Origin of the sequence: Bradyrhizobium sp. AZCC 2176 (assembly GCF_036924645.1) — a bacterium.
GTDB lineage: Bacteria > Pseudomonadota > Alphaproteobacteria > Rhizobiales > Xanthobacteraceae > Bradyrhizobium.
On the sequence record NZ_JAZHRX010000001.1, the window covers coordinates 5,398,942 to 5,417,475 of the forward strand.

The 18,534-nt window shown below is 62.1% G+C and carries 18 protein-coding genes; 10 read left to right on the forward strand and 8 right to left on the reverse strand.

Annotated elements, in window-relative coordinates:
• The first annotated feature begins 69 nt into the window (after positions 1 to 69).
• The 5 genes from V1288_RS25330 to V1288_RS25350 are packed head-to-tail and all read left to right on the forward strand — an operon-like array spanning position 70 to position 5,529.
• Positions 70 to 2,580: a TonB-dependent receptor gene (locus tag V1288_RS25330; protein WP_334359628.1), complete on the forward strand. Its 2,511-nt coding sequence runs from the start codon at positions 70 to 72 to the stop codon at positions 2,578 to 2,580.
• Positions 2,581 to 2,603: 23 nt separating this feature from the next.
• Positions 2,604 to 3,293, forward strand: a complete 690-nt coding sequence (locus V1288_RS25335) for a Fe2+-dependent dioxygenase (protein WP_334359629.1) — start codon at positions 2,604 to 2,606, stop codon at positions 3,291 to 3,293.
• Positions 3,290 to 4,267, forward strand: a complete 978-nt coding sequence (gene exbB, locus V1288_RS25340) for a tonB-system energizer ExbB (RefSeq protein WP_442893984.1) — start codon at positions 3,290 to 3,292, stop codon at positions 4,265 to 4,267. Before V1288_RS25335 ends, exbB begins: the two co-directional genes overlap by 4 nt.
• Before the next feature lie 3 nt (positions 4,268 to 4,270).
• Entirely contained in the window at positions 4,271 to 4,741 is a 471-nt protein-coding gene (gene exbD / locus V1288_RS25345) for a TonB system transport protein ExbD (RefSeq protein WP_334359631.1), read from the forward strand.
• On the forward strand, positions 4,738 to 5,529 hold the full coding sequence (locus V1288_RS25350; protein ID WP_334359632.1) for an energy transducer TonB: 792 nt from the start codon (positions 4,738 to 4,740) through the stop codon (positions 5,527 to 5,529). Before exbD ends, V1288_RS25350 begins: the two co-directional genes overlap by 4 nt.
• Positions 5,530 to 5,579: 50 nt before the next feature.
• On the opposite strand, the gene V1288_RS25355 is transcribed toward V1288_RS25350, so the two are convergent.
• From V1288_RS25355 to V1288_RS25365, 3 genes are read right to left on the reverse strand one after another with little or no spacing between them, the layout of a single operon-like run.
• Entirely contained in the window at positions 5,580 to 6,011 is a 432-nt protein-coding gene (locus tag V1288_RS25355) for a hypothetical protein (protein WP_334359633.1), read from the reverse strand.
• A 41-nt stretch (positions 6,012 to 6,052) separates the two neighbouring features.
• Positions 6,053 to 6,733, reverse strand: coding sequence for a site-2 protease family protein (locus V1288_RS25360; protein ID WP_334359634.1), 681 nt, complete (start codon positions 6,731 to 6,733; stop codon positions 6,053 to 6,055).
• A gap of 10 nt (positions 6,734 to 6,743) precedes the next feature.
• Positions 6,744 to 7,655, reverse strand: a complete 912-nt coding sequence (locus V1288_RS25365) for a LysR family transcriptional regulator (protein ID WP_334359635.1) — start codon at positions 7,653 to 7,655, stop codon at positions 6,744 to 6,746.
• 90 nt (positions 7,656 to 7,745) lie between these two features.
• Here V1288_RS25365 and V1288_RS25370 point away from each other — a divergent pair, with 90 nt between their 5' ends.
• Positions 7,746 to 8,681 (forward strand): DMT family transporter, encoded by a 936-nt coding sequence (locus V1288_RS25370; RefSeq protein ID WP_334359636.1) that lies wholly within the window; start codon positions 7,746 to 7,748, stop codon positions 8,679 to 8,681.
• A gap of 50 nt (positions 8,682 to 8,731) precedes the next feature.
• Here the strand turns inward: V1288_RS25370 and V1288_RS25375 are convergent, their stop codons facing one another.
• The 5 genes from V1288_RS25375 to V1288_RS25395 all read right to left on the reverse strand — a co-directional run bounded on the left by V1288_RS25375 (position 8,732) and on the right by V1288_RS25395 (position 13,821).
• Positions 8,732 to 9,121, reverse strand: a complete 390-nt coding sequence (locus V1288_RS25375) for a RidA family protein (protein ID WP_334359637.1) — start codon at positions 9,119 to 9,121, stop codon at positions 8,732 to 8,734.
• A 34-nt stretch (positions 9,122 to 9,155) separates the two neighbouring features.
• The gene (locus tag V1288_RS25380) at positions 9,156 to 9,902 is read right to left on the reverse strand and encodes an SDR family NAD(P)-dependent oxidoreductase (protein WP_334359638.1); all 747 of its coding nucleotides are present in this window, start codon (positions 9,900 to 9,902) and stop codon (positions 9,156 to 9,158) included.
• Positions 9,903 to 9,917: 15 nt separating this feature from the next.
• On the reverse strand, positions 9,918 to 10,652 hold the full coding sequence (locus V1288_RS25385; RefSeq protein ID WP_334359639.1) for an SDR family oxidoreductase: 735 nt from the start codon (positions 10,650 to 10,652) through the stop codon (positions 9,918 to 9,920).
• A 123-nt stretch (positions 10,653 to 10,775) separates the two neighbouring features.
• Entirely contained in the window at positions 10,776 to 12,596 is a 1,821-nt protein-coding gene (locus V1288_RS25390) for an IlvD/Edd family dehydratase (protein WP_334359640.1), read from the reverse strand.
• Between the two features lie 193 nt (positions 12,597 to 12,789).
• The gene (locus V1288_RS25395; protein WP_334359641.1) at positions 12,790 to 13,821 is read right to left on the reverse strand and encodes a LacI family DNA-binding transcriptional regulator; all 1,032 of its coding nucleotides are present in this window, start codon (positions 13,819 to 13,821) and stop codon (positions 12,790 to 12,792) included.
• A 192-nt stretch (positions 13,822 to 14,013) separates the two neighbouring features.
• Between V1288_RS25395 and V1288_RS25400 the strand changes: the two genes are divergently transcribed.
• From V1288_RS25400 to V1288_RS25415, 4 genes are all read left to right on the forward strand, one after another.
• The gene (locus tag V1288_RS25400; RefSeq protein ID WP_334359642.1) at positions 14,014 to 15,081 is read left to right on the forward strand and encodes an ABC transporter ATP-binding protein; all 1,068 of its coding nucleotides are present in this window, start codon (positions 14,014 to 14,016) and stop codon (positions 15,079 to 15,081) included.
• Positions 15,082 to 15,142: 61 nt separating this feature from the next.
• Positions 15,143 to 16,462, forward strand: coding sequence for an ABC transporter substrate-binding protein (locus V1288_RS25405; protein WP_334359643.1), 1,320 nt, complete (start codon positions 15,143 to 15,145; stop codon positions 16,460 to 16,462).
• 65 nt (positions 16,463 to 16,527) lie between these two features.
• Entirely contained in the window at positions 16,528 to 17,487 is a 960-nt protein-coding gene (locus V1288_RS25410) for a carbohydrate ABC transporter permease (RefSeq protein ID WP_334359644.1), read from the forward strand.
• Entirely contained in the window at positions 17,480 to 18,415 is a 936-nt protein-coding gene (locus tag V1288_RS25415) for a carbohydrate ABC transporter permease (protein ID WP_334359645.1), read from the forward strand. The genes V1288_RS25410 and V1288_RS25415 overlap by 8 nt, the downstream gene beginning before the upstream one ends.
• Positions 18,416 to 18,534 lie beyond the last annotated feature (119 nt).

An 18,534-nucleotide genomic window follows, 5' to 3' on the forward strand; every position in this document is an offset into this window, starting at 1 on the left:
GTACTGACCGGGCGGGACCATTCGCCGCATGTCGATTTGCCGCGAATTGAAATGGATCAGGGGCACGTAATGAATTTTGCAAAAGCGCCGAGGTCGCTTCGTCTTGAGGCGGCGGCTAGCTCGCTCGGCCACACGGTTGAAAACAATTCCGGCAAGAAGGTTTCCGCCGTTGCGGGCCTCATTGCGGTCGCGTCGTTTTCCGGCGCTGAAGCGCAGCAATCCAACCTTCCGCCGGTGACGGTCGATGCCCCGGTCGCTCGCCCACGTCCTGCTGCGTCAAAACCTTCGCCGGACCAGCTCCGCGCCCGCAGCGCGCTGCGTCGCGCCGCCCGCCGCGCACAGCCGGCGCAGGTCGCCGCGGTGCCGTTTCCCAATGCGGGGAGCCTTGCCGCCGATCGCAACCCGTATGCGGACGCCGCGGCGCCCTACAAGGTCGACCGCGTGCAGGCGTCAGGCAAGTTTCCCGAGCCGCTATTGAACACGCCGAAGACGGTGACGGTGCTGAGCAAAGAGGTGCTTGCCGACCAGAACGCCACTACGCTGAAGCAGGCGGTGTTGAACACGGCCGGCGTCACGCTCGGTACAGGCGAGGGCGGCAATGCCTTTGGCGACCGCTTCTTCATACGCGGCTTCGACGCCCGCAACGACGTCTTCCTCGATGGCGTCCGCGATGCCGGCGTCAGCGTTCGCGAGAATTTCTTCACCGAGCAAGTCGAAATTCTGCGCGGACCGGCCTCGTCCTTCGCGGGGCGCGGCACGACCGGCGGCGCGATCAACATCGTAAGCAAGCAGGCGTCCACCGAGAAGAGCTTCTACAACATGGACACCACGTTCGGCACCGACCACACCAAGCGGGTCGTGCTCGACGTCAACCAGGTCATCAGCCCGACATTGGCGGTTCGCGCAGGCGGCCTATTCCAGGACGCGGGCGTCGCCGGTCGCAACTACATCAAGGACGATCGCGACGGCGGATTTATCGCGGCGAAGTGGACGCCGCTCGATACCGTCAAGCTGTACGCGAACTACATTCACACCAATCTGCATGGTTTGCCTGATTTCGGTGTGCCGTATTACCGGCCAGGATCGCCTGCGCCTGGCAACCGGTACAGCAGCACGGCGGGCGGCCCGTACACCGATTTCGGCGTCAACCGGAATACGTTTTATGGACTGGTGAACCGCGACTACTACAGCATCAAGCAGGATATCGGCACCGTCGGCGGCGAGCTCGCGATCACCCCTGATCTGACGGTGAGCAACAAGACCCGCTTCCAGCGTTCGGTGCTCGACTACATCGGCACGCTGCCCGAGGGGCCGAACGCTGCGGCGGGCACGGTGAGCCTCAATCCGCAGAGCCGCTATCAGGTGACCGAAAATATCGCCAACCAGACCGAGGCGACCTACAAGTTTGCTGTCGGTGGCTGGAAGAATACCGTGACAGGTGGTGTCGAGATTTCGCGCGAGATCGCCAGCATCGACAAGTATGCCGGGCTTAGTTCGGAACAGCTTACGGGCGGCATGGCCAGCGGCTCAATCACCGGCGCCAATGTATTCGCGCCGCAGTTTACGTTTGCCAATGTCGGCACAAATCCGACCTGGGCAGGGCTGCCGACCAAAATCGCCATCGACACCACGAGCGGCTATCTGATCGACACCGCCAACTACAATGATCTCGTCATCCTGAACGGCGGCATTCGCTACGACGATTACAACATCAAGGCCGCCGGGTTTGGCACGCAGAATGGGGTGCCGAACGTCTGGAACAACCAGGAACAGCATCACGGCCTGCCGAATTTCAACCTCGGTATTGTGCTCAAGCCGATGCCGATCGCGAGCGTCTATGCGGCGTACGCGACGTCTTCTAATCCGGTAGGCGCCGAATTCGACGGCACCAGCGTGCAGTATGGTGGACTGGCACCGTCGCTGAACGGCAATCCCAATCAGATCTTCGGACCGGAAAAGAACAAGGCAGCCGAAATCGGTACCAAATGGGAGCTGTTCGACCGGCACTTGTTGCTAACCGCGGCTCTGTTCCAGACTGAAAAGGATAACGCCCGGGAATCGCGGACGGTAAGTGGCGTATCCCAGATCACGGCCGGCGCAGCCTACCGCATCCAGGGCATCGATCTCGGTGTTGGCGGCAAGATCACGGACAAATGGAGCGTGTTCGGTGGTCTGGTGCTGATGAAGTCGGAAGTGACGAAATCCCTCATTCCGTCGCCGCAGCCGTTGCTGTTCCCGACCAACGTCGGACTGAAGCTGGCCAACGTCGCGCACCAGTCGTTCAGCCTGTTGAGCAAATATCAGCTCACTGATGTCTGGGAGATCGGCGCGCAGGCGGTGTATCGCTCCAAGATGTATGGCGGCACCTTCCTTGCCGCCAACCAGGGGACGGAACTGCCGAGCTACTGGCGGTTCGACGCCTTCGTGGAAGCGAAGGTCGACAAGAACTGGACCGCCAAACTGTTCGTCGCCAACATCACCAACAAGCTCTACTACGATGCGCTGTATCAGAGCGCGACCCCGTTCGTGTTCGTGGCGCCGGGGCGTAGCGTGAGCATGGTGCTCTCGGCCAGGTTCTGACCGAGCGAGCGAATGCGTATGACATGCTGATCTGCGTTCCCAACGTGCTGAGCAAAGATGATGTGGCGGATTTCCGCCACATCATGGATGCCTCCGCCTGGGAGGACGGCCGCTCCACCGCGGGGGCGCAGTCGGCAATGGTCAAGCGCAACGAGCAGCTTCCGCCGGACAGCGAGGTTGCGCGCACGCTCGGCAACCGCGTGCTTTCGGCGCTGACCGCCAGCCCGAGATTCATCTCGGCTGCGATCCCGCTGCAGATATTCCCGCCGCTATTTAATCGCTACGTGGCCTCCGGCGGGCACCATTTCGGCCTCCATGTCGACAACGCGGTGAGGGGAGATCGTCTCACCGGCAAGCGGATCCGGACCGACCTGTCGGTGACGCTGTTTCTGTCGGAGCCGGACGAGTATGACGGGGGCGAGCTGGTGGTCGAGGATCTCTACGGTTCCCACGAAATCAAGCTCGCGGCCGGGGACCTCGTGCTTTATCCTGCGTCTAGTTTGCATCTGGTCACGCCGGTCACACGAGGTATGCGTGTGGCATCTTTTTTCTGGCTGCAGAGCATGGTACGGGATGCGCACGCCCGCAGCCTGATCTTCGATCTCGATAGCTCGATTCAGGCCCTGGTGGAGCGGCTTGGGCGAGACGACCCTGAAACGGTCAAATTGACCGGTATCTATCACAACCTGATCCGCTACTGGGCCGAAGTATGAAGAACATGTCTCTCTCTCGCGTGACGACATTTGCTGTGATTGCGGCGCTGGCGATGCTGTCGCTGGCGGCGCCGTCGTCGGCCCAACAGGGCACGGCTCCCGCAGCCCCAACCGTGGTCCAGCAGGCGCCTGCCGTTTCGCAAGCCCCAGCCGCGCCTAACCAGGTAACGCAGCCGGCCCAGCCGACCGCGACCGCTGCACCGGCGGCACCTTCGGACGTGGCCGCCGCGCCGGCTGAGCGCGAGGGTAAATTGCTGAAAACGGCGGCCGCCGAACTCAAGGAATTGTCGCCGTGGACGATGTTCAAGTCGGCCGACGTGGTGGTCAAGGCAGTCATGATCGGCCTTGCCTTTGCGTCGCTGGTGACCTGGACCATCTTCATCGCCAAGATGATCGAGCTGACCGTCGTTCAGGGCAAGGTGCGCTCGGCGCTGGCCAAGATCGCCGACGCACGGTCACTGGCGGAAGCGCAGTTCGCGCTGGGCTCCAAGGGCAGTGTGCTGGCATCCTTCCTTGCGGCGGCGATGCGTGAGGCGCGGCTGTCGGCGGGCATATCGAGCGACGCCGGCATCAAGGAGCGCGCCGCGTCGAGCTTTAGCGAAATCGTGCGCGCCGAGGCGCGGCGGATCCGGCTCGGCATGGGCCTATTGGCAACCATCGGCGCGACGTCGCCCTTTGTCGGACTGTTCGGCACCGTCTGGGGCATCATGAATAGTTTTATCGGCATTTCGAAATCGCAGACCACCAACCTCGCCGTGGTGGCGCCCGGCATCGCCGAGGCGCTGCTCGCCACCGCGATCGGTCTGGTTGCGGCAATCCCCGCCGTCATCATCTACAATCACTTCGCGCGGGTTACCAAAGGCTACCTGGAACTGGTCAATCGTGCGTCGGGCGCCGCGGGGCGGCTATTGTCGCGCGATCTCGACCGCACCCATGTCAGCGGCGGGCAGCGCGCCCGCGGGGCAGCGGAGTAGGCGATGGGCGCATCGATCGCAGAAAATGATCTCGATGACGACGGCGATTTCGCAGAAGCGCACGAGATCAATGTCACGCCGTTCATCGACGTCATTCTCGTCCTGCTGATCATCTTCATGGTCGCGGCGCCGTTGTCGACTGTTGACCTGCCGATCGACCTGCCGACTTCGACCGCCACCCCGCAGAAGAAGCCGGACAAGCCGACCTATGTCAGCATCAAGCCGGATCTCTCGGTTGCGATCGGAGAGAACATGGTCAAGCGCGTCGACCTGGTGCGCTCGCTCGATGGGATGGCCGATGCCAGCAAGGAGCGCCACATTTTCCTGCGCGCCGACCGCGCGGTACCCTATGGCGAGTTGATGGACGTTCTCGAAATCCTCCGCGCCGGCGGCTATTCCAAGATCAAGCTGGTGGCGCTCGAAGGCGTTCCAGATGGAGCGGCGTCGCAAGCGGCGGCGCCGGCAAAGCCTTGACCGGTCTCGACGAGCAAAAGCCATCCCGGCGGCTCTGGATCTCCGCCGCGGTGATCGCGCTCGCGCTTCACGTCGGCGGCGCGGCGCTGGCGATTGCGCATTTGCAGACCGAGGAAGCCGATGACGCCCTCGGCGCCACGGCGATCGAGATCGGGCTCGAGATGGCCTCCGTCCGTCGGGAGGTGACCGACCTTCCGCCGGGTCCGGACACCGATGCTTCCGCCGCGTCGCCTCAGCTCTCCGAGCAGAAGGCCGAGGTCAAGGAAACCGAGCTGCCGCAGGACAGGCCGACCGAGCCTGAAGAGGCCGATCGGGTGGTGACCGAGAACGAGTCGAACAAGCCGAAAGAGGACGACCCGAAGATCGCGGCGGTACAGACCTCGGCTTCCACCGAGTCGGTTGCCGCCGAAGCCACCGCGACGCCGAGTTCGGAGGCCATTCCGGAAGGGCAGCGCTCCGTCGCGCCGGTGATCGGCACCGGCGAGAGCGCGCGGCGCATACGCGCGACCTGGCAGAAAGAGCTGGTCGCGCATCTCGACAAGCACAAGCGGTACCCGAAGGAACGGCAGCAAAAATCCGCCGAGATCCAGATTCGCTTCACGCTCGACCGCATGGGCCACGTGCTCTCGACCGATATCGAAAAGGGCTCGGGCGATACGGCCTTCGACGAAGCGGCGCTGGCGATGGTGCGGCGCTCCGATCCGGTGCCGATGCCGCCGCCTGTGATCGCCGACGAAGGGCTGACTTTCACCCTGCCGGTGATATTCCGCGTCAAGAGCAAGAGCTAAGGCTGCGCAAGGCGGCTCCGATGGAGCCGTATTGCCAGAAGGCGCGTGCCTCAGCGCCAGTAGTAGCGGATGCCGACATAGACCACGGCAAGGCACGCAAAGATCAGCGCCACCGGCAGCCGTGGTTTCGTTGCCGGGCCGGACGCGGCGACTTTGGGCCGCGGAGGCGGTCGTCGGAATGCGGTGACGTTGCCGGTATCGGTGACGGGCTCGCTCGCGCGCGAGGGAATCTCGGGTGGCGTTCCGGAGCCGCCCATCTCGGCATAATAGCTCTTGTACATGAGCTGGATGGTGGCCTCGGAGGCGTCCGCCTCGGTCATCCTCGCCAGCAACTGCCGGTAGCCTTCAAGAAAGCTCTGCGCCTCGGCGGGCAAGGCGGAAAATCCATTGAGCTTGGCCATCATTAGCCAGGTTGCAAAATCTGCCCTCGCGCGGGTATCGGCGCGTCGTGCAATCAACATATCGGCAGCTTTTGTCGCCATGGCCCGGGGTCGGTTCTTCCCTGCGCTGTTTCTTCTGAAGCTTAAGCGTTGCCGGTGATGAAGAGAAGCGCGCTGATCACATATCCGGTCAGTGTCCGAAGTATTGACGAAATAACATCAAGATTTAGGCCGAGCTGCGCGCCGACGACGGGAAGCAGGATCAGAAGTCCGAGCAGGATCAGCATTCCGTACGGTTCCAGCCGCGACAGCGGGTAAGCCAGCACCTGCGGCAAAAGCCCGACGGCGACCCGGCCGCCGTCCAGCGGCGGGATCGGCATCATGTTGAAGATCGCCAGCACGATATTGATCAGGAAAGCGTTTTTGAGGTTGTCCGCGGTCCATTTCGCGGCATCTGCCGGCACTAAGGGCAGGGCATGGAAGGCTAACGCCACGATCGTCGCCAGCGCGATGTTGGTGACGGGGCCGGCCAGCGCCACCCAAACCATGTCGAGGCGAGGGTGGTTCAGGTTTCGGAAGTTCACCGGGACCGGCTTGGCGTAGCCGAACAGGAACGGCGAGTGCGACAGCAAAAGCAGGCCTGGAAGAATGACCGTGCCGAACGGATCGATATGCTTGAGAGGGTTGAAGCTGACCCGGCCGAGCTGCCAGGCGGTGTTATCGCCGAGCTTGTATGCCACAAAGCCGTGCGCGGCCTCGTGGAAGGTGATGGCGATGAGGAGGGGAATCACCCAGACCGAAATGGCGTACAGTGAGATGTTCACGTGAACTCGCTCAGTTGAAGGCGATCGGGATAGCGTCGCGGGTTGCGCGCCTTACCGAGATTTCATCGAGATGGTTTGAGATGGTTGAGCGCAAGTGATCCGCGAGTAGCGCGCCCGCCCGTGACAGATTCGCGGTGCGATGCAGGCAAATGTCCGCAGCCGGTAGTCGCGGCATGCCGTCGCGCTCCGACAGGGGGCGCAGCTTCGGCGGAAATGTACCTGCCTTTACGACGGTCACCGCAAGCCCCTGCGCCGCGACCGACTCGACGGCTGCAAGGCTGTGGCTGACGAAAGCCAACCGCCACGGTCGCTTGACCGCATCGAGCGCCTCGATCGCCCATTTTCGGAACAGGCAGCCTTGCGGATAAAGCGCAAGCGGCAGCGGGTTCTGCTGCTCGACAGGGTGAAATGCGCCGGTTGCCCACGCAGCCTGTTCGCGCCGCAGGAATTCGCCCTCGCCACTTCCCTCTGGATGCATCGCAATGACGAGGTCATAGGCATTGCCGAGGCGCGAGGGCATGGAAGATGTGAGTCCTGTCTCCATCTCGACATGGACCAGCGGATAGCAGGCGACAAAGCTTGCCAGCAAGGGCGGAACGATCAAGGTGCCGTAGTCGTCCATCACGCCCAGGCGCACAACACCTTCAATCTTGCGCTCCCGCAGCTTGCCGACGGCCTCGTCGTTGAGCGTGAGGATGCGCCTTGCGTATCCGAGCAGCCCTTCGCCCGCGGAGCTCAAGTCGACATTGGCCTTGGTGCGGTTGAACAGCTCGACGCCAAGGCGTTCCTCTAGGCGCTTGATCTGCATGCTTACGGCCGACTGGGTCCGGTTAAGCTGGCTAGCGGCCCGGGTGAAGGAGCGGCTGTCAGCCACCGCCACGAAAGCCTTCAACAGGTCTGGATCGAGGAGGGCTGCGCTCATAACCAAACGTTATTTCCTATATCATGGAAATTCCATTTCTTGATTGATAGCCCCGCCTTACTTTGTCTGCAAGTCGGTAAGGGGAATTGCATGAACGAGGCGTGGGGCGTGCTTGCGGCGGTCCTGTCGAGCGGTGTGGGCGGAACTTCGGTTGCGGCAACCCGCTATCTGGTGAATGCGATTGATCCGTTGGCGATCGGTTCGTTCCGGTTTGGCATCGGGTTTCTGCTGTTGTTGCCGACGGCGCTTCTGCAAGGCGGCCGGTGGCCGCCGCGCCGCGAGTGGTCGGGCGTCGCCGGATTGGGCGTACTGTACTTCGCCCTGTTTCCGATCCTGTTCAATGCGTCTCTGATTTTCACGACGGCGGCGCGGGGCGCGCTCGCCTTGTCGACGCTTCCGCTGCTGACCATGGTCGTGGGAGCGCTGCTTGGCAGCGAAGCCCTTACGGTGCGCAAATCGATCGGTGTCGTAACCGCAACGCTCGGAGTTGCCCTGGCGCTGCTGTCGGGCCTTGCTTCCGCGCCGCCGGGAGCCTGGCGCGGCGATCTCCTGATGATCGCGGCAGCCCTGTGCATGGCGCTCTACAGCATCTGGTCCAAGCCATTCATCGCCCGCTCTGGGCCTATTGCCTTCACGACGGTGTCCATGGGAGTGGGGGCCTTATGCCTTGTCCTGATCTCGCTCTGGCGCGGCAGTTTTACGCCCGTCGCGGCTTTCGAGGTCCCGCATTGGCTGGCGGCGCTCTATCTCGGCGCCTTCGGCAGTGCGCTGACGTTTTATCTGTGGGCATTCGCGCTGGAGCGCACAACGCCGACCCGCGTCGCGATCTCGGTCACCGTCAATCCGATCACCGCATCGCTCGTTGGCGCGGCATTGCTGGACGAACCGCTGCGCTGGAATCTCGTTGGCGGCATCGTGACGGTCTTCGCCGGCATCTGGATCGCGACCACCGCAGGCCGGCGTCCTGCGCCGGCAACGTCATTGTCACGAGCGCCCCCGCGCCGCACAGGCATCCGCCTTCCTTGATCATTTGACCCTCGCGACTGGATTCGACATTTTGGGCCACCAATTGCCTGTCATGCTTCGGCGATCGCTTCGATTTCCAACAGCCAGGCTTCGTCGAAAATGCCTGCAATGATGACTGTGAGCGCGGGAGCATGGTCTCCCAAGGCATCCTGTCGCGCTTGACGGTTTTCGAGCGCGTATTTTCTGTCGGACAGGAAGATGGTGACCTTGACGAGGTTGACGATGGTCATGTCCGCGGCTTCGAGCTGCGCAAGGATATTAGTCCATGCAAGCTTCGCCTGTGCACTAAAGCTCTCCGGCACCGTGCCGTCGCGAGTCACGGGAATTTGGCCGCTGATGTAAAGCCGTCGGGTGCCGTTCGTTGTTTCCAAGGCTTGAGAATAACCACCAATGGCTTCAGGTGCAGATTTGGCGTCGATCGATCGAAGTTGAACGGGCATCAGAGGTCTCGTCTCGGCGCTGAGTTTTTACGGATTAGTACGTCGCCCGGCCGCCGGAAATGTCGAACACGGCGCCGGTCGAGAACGCGCAATCCTCCGATGCCAGCCACGCCACCATTGCCGCGAGTTCTTCGACGAGGACGAAGCGTCCTTTCGGAATCTTCGACAGCATGAAGTCGATGTGTTGCTGCGTGAGTTGGTCGAAGATCGCGGTTTTCGCCGCCGCTGGTGTCACCGCGTTGACAAGGATGTCATGCTGCGCGAGTTCCTTGCCGAGTGATTTGGTCAGCGCGATCAGGCCGGCCTTCGAGGCGGAATAGTGCGCGGCGTTGGGGTTGCCTTCCTTGCCGGCGATGGAAGCGATGTTGACGATGCGGCCATATTTCTGCGCCAGCATCGCCGGCACTACCGCCTTGCAGCAGATGAACGGGCCGTCGAGATTGATGCGCAGCACCTTGCGCCATTCGTCGAGGTCGGTTTCCCACACCGTCTTGTTGATGCCCGCAATGCCGGCATTGTTGACGAGGATGTCGATTTTGCCGAGCGCCTTCAACGTCTCGTCGCGAGTCTTCTCGACCGCGGCGAGATCGGAAACGTCGACCTTGACGGCCGACACCGCCGGGCCGATTTCCTTCGCAGTCTTTTCCGCATACGGCAGGTCATAATCCCAGATCGCGACCTTCGCGCCGGACGCAACGAAGCGCTCGGCGATGGCGCGCCCAAAACCCTGCGCCCCGCCGGTGACGACAGCGCAACGGCCATTCAGATCGATCTTGTTCATGGGATTTCTCCTGCGCTACAGCGTCCAGCCGCCGTCGATGACATGCGCGATACCGGTGGTGAACGCGCTTTCGTCGCTGGCGAGATAGACGGCAAGGGCTGCGATTTCCTCGGCGGTGCCGAGCCGGCCCATCGGTTGCCGCGAGACGAACATCTCGCGCCCGCCGGGGCCAGCAGCCTCCGCCCGTTGCAGCATCGAGGGCGTCTCGATGGTGCCGGGGCAGATGCAGTTGCAGCGGATGCCTTTGGCGACGAAGTCCACCGCCACCGACTTGGTCAGAGCCGCGACCGCGGCCTTGGTCGCGCCATAGACGTAGCGATTGGGCGCAGCCTTCACTACGCCGGCTGCCGAGGAGATGTTGACGATTGTACCTTTGCCATTTTCCAGCATGCCCGGCAGGAACGAACGGATCGTGCGGTGCATCGACTTGACGTTGAGGTCGAACGAAAAATCCCAGTCTTCGTCGGAGCAGTCCAGCACGGTGCCGTGATGCACGAAGCCCGCGGCATTGAGCAGGATGTCGGTCTTGCCGGCACGCTTGGCCATGGCGGCGACCGCTGCGCTGTCGCGCGCATCAAGCCTGGCCACTTCCGCGATCCCTTCGCTCTTGAGGGCTTCGAGCTTGGCCTCGTCGATGTCGGTGGCGAACACAGTTGCCCCCTCGCGCGCAAAGGCCACCGCGCAGGCGCGGCCGATTCCGACGGCGGCGGCGGTGACGAAGGCGCGCTTGCCCTTCAGGCGGTCTGACATTTTTTCTTCCTTGAGCGATTGAGCATTGTTTCTCGACGCCATACGCGGGCTTGACCCGCGTATCCATCTTCTTCGCAAAAGGATGGACTGCCGGGTCAAGCCCTGCAATGACGGTCTTGTTGCCTAGTGATTGTCCCGCGCCACGCCGACCGTGCCGGCAATGTTTTGATAGCGTGTTGCAAGTTCCATGCAGGCACCGGTGGCCTGCTGTCCGACGGTCGAGCGATAGAGCTCCTGCCACGGCGTCTGGTTGGCCGGGTAGGCGAAGCCGCCCTTGTCCTTCAGCTCGGCACGACGCTTCTTCAATTCGTCGCTGGTGATCAGGATGTTGGCGTCGCCTTTGTTGAGGTCGATGCGGACCTTGTCGCCGGTCCGCAAGATCGCAAGCCCGCCGTCGGCAGCGGCCTCCGGCGAGGCGTTGAGGATCGACGGCGAGCCTGAGGTACCTGACTGCCTTCCGTCGCCGATGCAGGGCAGCGAGAGGATACCGCGTTTGATCAACGCCGCCGGCGGCTGCATGTTCACCACCTCGGCGCCGCCGGGATAGCCGATCGGTCCGGCGCCGCGGATGAAGAGGACGCAGTGCTCGTCGATGTTAAGCGAGGGATCGTCGATCCGGTTGTGATAATCCTCAGGCCCCTCGAATACGATGGCACGGCCTTCGAACGCATTCGGGTCTTTCGGATTGACCAGGTAGCGGTCGCGGAATTCCTTCGAAATCACACTGGTCTTCATGATCGCGGAATCGAACAGGTTGCCGCGCAGCACCAGGAAGCCGGCGTCCTTCACCAGCGGCTTGTCGTAGCTCCAGATCACGTCGCCATCGGGCTTGGGCGCCTCGCGGCAGTTCTCGCCCATGGTGTGGCCGTTGACCGTCACCGCGTCCTCATGGATGCGCTTGTGCGCCATCAGTTCGCGCACCACCGCCGGCACGCCGCCGGCGCGATGATATTCCTCGCCGAGATAGAAGCCGGCCGGCTGCATGTTCACTAACAGCGGGATGTCGTGGCCATGTTTCTGCCAGTCGTCGATCGAGAGCTCGACACCGATATGCCGCGCCAGCGCGTTGATGTGGATCGGCGCGTTGGTCGAGCCGCCGATCGCCGAATTCACTGCGATGCAGTTCTCGAACGCCTTGCGGGTCAGAATGTCGGAGGGTTTGAGATCCTCCCAGACCATCTCGACGATGCGCTTTCCCGTTTCATAGGCGATCTGGCCGCGTTCGCGGTAGGGCGCGGGGATCGCCGCGCATCCCGGCAGCGACATGCCGAGCGCTTCCGCAAGCGAGTTCATGGTCGAGGCGGTGCCCATCGTGTTGCAGTGGCCGACCGAGGGGGCCGAGGACGCCACGATTTCGATGAACTCGTTGTAGCCGATCTCGCCGGCGGCAAGCCGTTCGCGTTGCTTCCAGACGATGGTGCCGGACCCGGTGCGCTCACCGTTGAACCAGCCGTTGAGCATCGGTCCACCGGAAAGCACGATCGCGGGCAGATTGACCGTCGCCGCCGCCATCATGCAGGCTGGCGTCGTCTTGTCGCAGCCGGTGGTCAGCACCACGCCGTCGAGCGGATAGCCGAACAGGATTTCGACGAGGCCGAGATAGGCGAGGTTGCGATCGAGCGCCGCGGTTGGACGCTTACCGGTTTCCTGGATCGGATGCGTCGGAAATTCCATCGCGATGCCGCCGGCCGCGCGGATGCCCTCGCGCACCCGGTGCGCCAGTTCGAGATGGTGGCGGTTGCACGGCGAGAGGTCGTTGCCGGTCTGGGCGATGCCGATGATCGGCTTGCCGGACTGCAATTCCTCGCGGGTCAGGCCGTAATTGAGATAGCGCTCGAGATAGAGCGCCGTCATTCCCGGATTATGCGGGTTATCGAACCATTCGAGGGAACGTAGCCTTCGGCCCTTGCCATTGGTGGGGGCCTTGTTGTCGGTTTTTTTCATTGATTCCTCCCGCACTGCAAACTGGTGGCGGCGCAAAGCATGGCAGCACTTGCACCATGCTGAAAATTTCATCCGCTGCAAACGCGGCTGCCGCGCCCAATTCAGATCTTCGCGAATTCGATCCTAATCCGGCCGAAAAGATAGCGCTACCATTTTCTGCCGCACCGGACACGCGCGCCGTAAGCGTGGCGCATCAGGTGCTCGACGGCATCGAGCTTTCGCGAACCATCAACTGAAAGCCAAGATCGATGACCGGCTCCTGCGGGCGACGGCCCTCGATCGCGTCGATCACCATGGTGACGGCGTGCCGGCCCATTTCATAGCGATTGGTGCGCACGCTGGTGAGCGCGGGGACCGCGGAGGCGGTGAATTCCAGGTCGTTGAAGCCGACAATAGCCAGATCGCGGGGAACCGATATCTGCCGGCGCTGGCATTCGAACAGGACGCCGAGTGCGAGGTCGTCGTTGACGCAGAAGACCGCATCGATATCGGGCGTCTGCGCAAGGAGGTCGGCGAACAGTGTGCCGCCGAGCGTGACGGTGGTCGGCACTGAAGTCGTGACGACGAGGGCGGGGTCGAACAGCGCGGCGGCCTTCACGGCATCTCGATACCCCTCGAACCGCCGCTGCACGCGAGGGTCCATTCGCGCGCCGAGAAATCCGATGCGGCGGCGTCCTTGCTCGAGGATGTGCGAAATCGCCGCAGAAGCAGCATCGTAATGCGAGAACCCGACCATCATGTCGACCGGACTGTCGCCGATTTCCATGATCTGCGTGACCGGACAATTCATGGATTCCAGGATCGTGCGCGATTCCGCGGTCTGGTTGATGCCGGTGACGATCAATCCCGCGGGCTTCTGCGCCCGGAACAGGCGCAGCACCTTTTCCTCTTGCAGGATGCTGTAGCGGGTATTAGCAAGCTGAATGGTGTAGCGGCTGCCTTCGGACGAATCGTAGATGCCGCGCAACACATCGGCGAACACGTTGTTGGTGAGGGAAGGGATCACGACACCGATGACTTCGGTGCGGTGCGAGGCGAGTGCACGCGCGGCGAGATTGGGGACGTAACCCAGTTCCTTCACGGCGCTATCGACGCGTTCCCGCTTGCTCAACGACAGCGCTTCGGGGTTCCTGAAAAAACGCGATGCCGTGATGGGGCTGACGCCGGCGAGCTTGGCGACCTCGGTGAGGCGGATTTTGCCAGACTTTGTCTGTTTTCGTCCCATCTTGCGCTCATATCACAACAGATTAGACGTTTGAACAATTATTGACAGCGCTACCATCGGATTGCTAAAAACCGACAAACTGCAGATGATAATGACCGTTGAATTCGGCTTCCGGCATTAGAGTCGAAAAGACAGCAGGGCGCCGCCGTCCGTTTGCGGCGCCAAAAACAGAAAATGAGGGGAGAGAGTTCGATGTCGTCGGTACAGATTCGCGACGTGCGCAAGTCGTTCGGTAATTTTGAAGTTTTGCACGGCGTGTCGATTCCGATCGAGGATGGCGAGTTCGTCGTGCTCGTCGGCCCCTCCGGCTGCGGCAAGTCGACCTTGCTGCGGATGCTCGCCGGCCTCGAAAACATCACCTCGGGCACGATTTCGATCGGCGATCGCGTGGTCAACAATGTCCAGCCCAAAGAGCGCGACATTGCCATGGTGTTCCAGAACTACGCGCTCTATCCGCACATGACGGTCGCCGACAATATGGGCTTCTCGCTCAAACTGCGCGGCGCCAAGCCTGAGGAAATCTCGAACGGGGTGAAGCGCGCCGCGGAAATCCTGGCGCTGACACCGCTGCTCGAACGCTACCCCCGGCAATTGTCGGGTGGCCAGCGCCAGCGCGTCGCCATGGGCCGCGCCATCGTGCGCGACCCGCAAGTGTTTCTGTTCGACGAGCCCCTGTCCAACCTCGACGCCAAGCTCCGCGTCGCGATGCGCACCGAGATCAAGGAACTGCACCAGCGCCTGCGCACTACGACGGTTTACGTCACCCACGACCAGATCGAGGCCATGACCATGGCCGACAAGATCGTGGTGATGCATGACGGCGTCGTCGAGCAGATGGGCACCCCGCTTGAACTCTACGACACCCCGGCCAACCAGTTCGTTGCCGGCTTTATCGGTTCGCCGGCGATGAATTTCCTCAAGGGCAAGGTGAAGTCGAACGGCAGCGCCGGGTTCGAGGGCCCGAACGGCGTCAAGCTGCCGCTGAAAACGGCGCCTGCCAACTCCGACGGCCAGCCAGCGGTCTACGGCGTGCGGCCCGAACATTTCACCATCGCCGATGACGGCGCCGAAGCCGAGATCGTCGTGGTCGAGCCGACCGGTTCGGAAACCCAGGTCTTCGCCAAGCTCGGCGGCGAGCAGGTGGTCGCCGTGTTCCGTGAGCGGCATCAATTCAATCCGGGCGAGAAGATCCGGTTGAAGCCGGATCCGTCGCTCGTGCATCTGTTCGACGAGACGACCGGCAAGCGACTGAATGGCTGAGCGATAACTAACTAAAACGGCTGAGCAATAACCAAAAAATATTCAAACGGGAGGATGGACCATGCATGACTTTACCCGCCGCTCTCTGCTTCAGGGTGGCACCGCGCTGGCGGCGGCCGGCGCGCTGACCGGATCGGCTCTGCTCGATTTCGCCAAGGCCTGGGCGCAAGCCTCGCCGTGGAAGGCTGAATCTGGCGCCAAGCTCACGGTGATGCGCTGGAAGCGCTTCGTGCCGGCGGAAGACGACGCCTTCAATGCCATGGTCGCCGCGTTCAAGGCCGCAACCGGCACCGAAATGAACGTCTTCTCGGAATCCTTCGAGGACGTGCAGCCAAAGGCCTCCGTTGCCGCCAACACCGGCTCGGGTCTCGACCTTGCCTGGGGCCTGCACACGCTGCCGCAACTATTCCCGGCGCAAGTGCTGCAACTGAACGACGTCGCCGACTATCTCGGCAAGAAATACGGCGGCTGGACCGAAGCAGCCGCGGTGACCTGCAAGCAGGGCAACAACTGGCTCGGCATCCCGGTCGCGACCATCGGCGGCTACATGACCTACCGCAAATCGTCGATGGAGAAGGCCGGTTTCAAGGATTTCCCGAAAGACTTCCCGGGCTTCCTCGAAATGTGCAAGGCGCTGAAGAAGAACAACACGCCAGCCGGTTTTCCGTTGGGCCATGCGTCGGGCGACGCCAACGCCTGGCTGCACTGGATCCTCTGGGGCCACGGGGCCTACACGGTCGACAAGGACAACAAGGTCATCATCAACTCGCCCGAGACCGTGAAGGCGCTCGAGTACTGCAAGGCGCTGTCCGACACCTTCATTCCCGGCGTCGCGTCGTGGAACGACTCGTCGAACAACAAGGCGTTTCTGTCGGGCGAACTGCATTGCACCGCCAACGGCATCTCGATCTATGTCGCGGCCAAGGATGATCCGACCAAGAAAGAACTCACCGAAGACACGTATCATGCGCTGTGGCCGGTCGGCCCGATCGGGAAGCCGACCGAACTGCAGCTCTGCGTGCCGATCCTGGCGTTCAAGTTCACCAAATATCCGAACGCCGCGAAGGCCTTCATCGCCTTCATGCTGGAGAAGGAAAACTACGACAAGTGGCTGTCGGGTGCGCGCGGCTATCTCACCCACACGCTCAATGCCTACGACAACTCGCCGGTCTGGACCGCGGATCCGAAGAACGCCGTATTCGCTCAGGCCAGCAAGCGCGCGCTGCCTGCGTCCGGCATCGGCACGCCGGGCGAGAAGGCGGCAACCGCGATCGCCGACTTCCTGGTGGTCGACATGTTCGCCAACTACTGCACCGGCGCTAAGGATGCCAAGACCGCGATCGCGGAAACCGAGCGGCAGTTGAAGCGCATCTATCGCTAACGAGACCGGAGCGGATGGCGGGTGACCGCCGTCCGCTCCATTCATTTTTAATCGGGACATCGCCCATGGCTGACATCGCAATCGCGCCACGACGCGCCAAGACGGAGATCCGCGAGGCCAACGCGTGGGACCAGCTCAAGCACAACCGTAACTGGCTGGGCTTCTGGTTCATGGTGCCTGCGCTGGCGTTCCTGATCTTCTTCCTGGCCTATCCGCTGGGCCTTGGCATCTGGCTGTCGTTCACCGACACCCGCATCGGTCGCGTCGGCGCCTATGTCGGGACCGAGAACTACGAGTGGCTGTGGGACGACGCGATCTTCTGGCTCTCGGTGTTCAACACGCTTTTGTACACGTTCGTCGCGAGCGCGATCAAATTCGGCATCGGGCTCTATCTCGCGCTGCTGCTGAACGAGAACATGCCGTTCAAGGCAATGCTGCGCGCGCTGGTGCTGATCCCCTTCATCGTGCCGACTGTGCTCTCGGCGCTGGCGTTCTGGTGGATCTTCGATTCCCAGTTCTCGATCATCTCGTGGTCCTTGAAGCAGATGGGCTTCATTACCCAGAACATCAATTTCCTCGGCGATACGACCTGGGCCCGTATCTGCGTGATCTTCGCCAATATCTGGCGCGGCGTTCCCTTTGTCGCGATCACGCTGCTGGCGGGCCTGCAGACGGTGTCGCCATCGCTTTACGAGGCGGCCATCCTCGATGGCGCGACCAGCTGGCAACGATTCCGCTTCATCACCTATCCGCTGCTGACGCCGATCATCGCCGTCGTGATGACGTTCTCGGTGCTGTTCACCTTCACCGACTTCCAGTTGATCTGGGCGATGACGCGGGGCGGTCCGGTCAACGCCACCCATCTGATGGCGACCCTGTCGTACCAGCGCGCGATCATCGCCGGTCAGTTGGGTGAGGGCGCGGCGATCTCGAGCGCGATGATCCCGTTCCTGCTCGCCGCCATCATGGTGTCCTGGTTCGGGCTACAACGCCGCAAGTGGCAGCAGGGTGAAAACAATGACTGATCTCCCCACCTCGCGGATCGATCTCAAGGCCGTCCTGCATGGCTCGGCGCCGACGGTTGCGAAGGACGACCACAGCGAGGGCATGAGCTATCTGCAGTCGGTGCCGCGCCGGCTGGTGACGCTCTATCTGCCGCTGTCGATCATCGTCATCGTTCTGCTGTTCCCGTTCTACTGGATGGGGCTGACGGCGATCAAACCGGACGAGCAACTGCTCGACCTCGACAAGTTCAACCCGTTCTGGACCTGGAATCCGACCTTCAAGCACTTTTACAAGCTCCTGTTCGAAAGCCACTATCCGATGTGGCTCTGGAACACGATGTATGTGGCGGTCTGCGCCACCGTCCTGTCGATCATTGCGAGCGTGCTCGCCGCCTATGCCATCGTTCGCCTCCGCTACAAGGGCGCCAACATGGTCGGCGGCCTGATCTTCCTCGCTTATCTGGTGCCGCCCTCGATCCTGTTCATTCCGCTTGCCACCGTCGTGTTCCAGTACGGCCTGTTCGACTCGCCGATGGCGCTGATCCTGACCTATCCGACCATCCTGATCCCGTTCTCGACCTGGCTGTTGATGGGTTACTTCAAGACCATTCCGTTCGAACTGGAGGAATGCGCGCTGATCGATGGCGCGAGCCGCTGGCAGATCCTGATCAAGATCGTGCTGCCGCTGGCGATCCCGGGCCTGATCTCGGCGTTCATCTTCTGCTTCACGTTGTGCTGGAATGAGTTCATCTACGCGTTGACGTTCCTGCAATCGACCCACAACAAGACGGTGCCGGTTGCGATCGTCAACGAATTCGTCGACGGCGACATCTATCGCTGGGGCTCGCTAATGGCGGGCGCGCTGGCCGGCTCGCTGCCGCTGGTCATCCTTTACGCCTTCTTCGTCGAGCATTATGTGTCGGCCATGACGGGAGCCGTGAAAGAGTGAGCGCTTAAGGCCCGCATCAAGAAATAGCAAAACTATCGCTGTCGTCCCTGCGAAAGCAGGGACCCATAACCACCGGCGGCAATTGTTGAGACGAAGCCGTCAACCATCCCATCTTGATT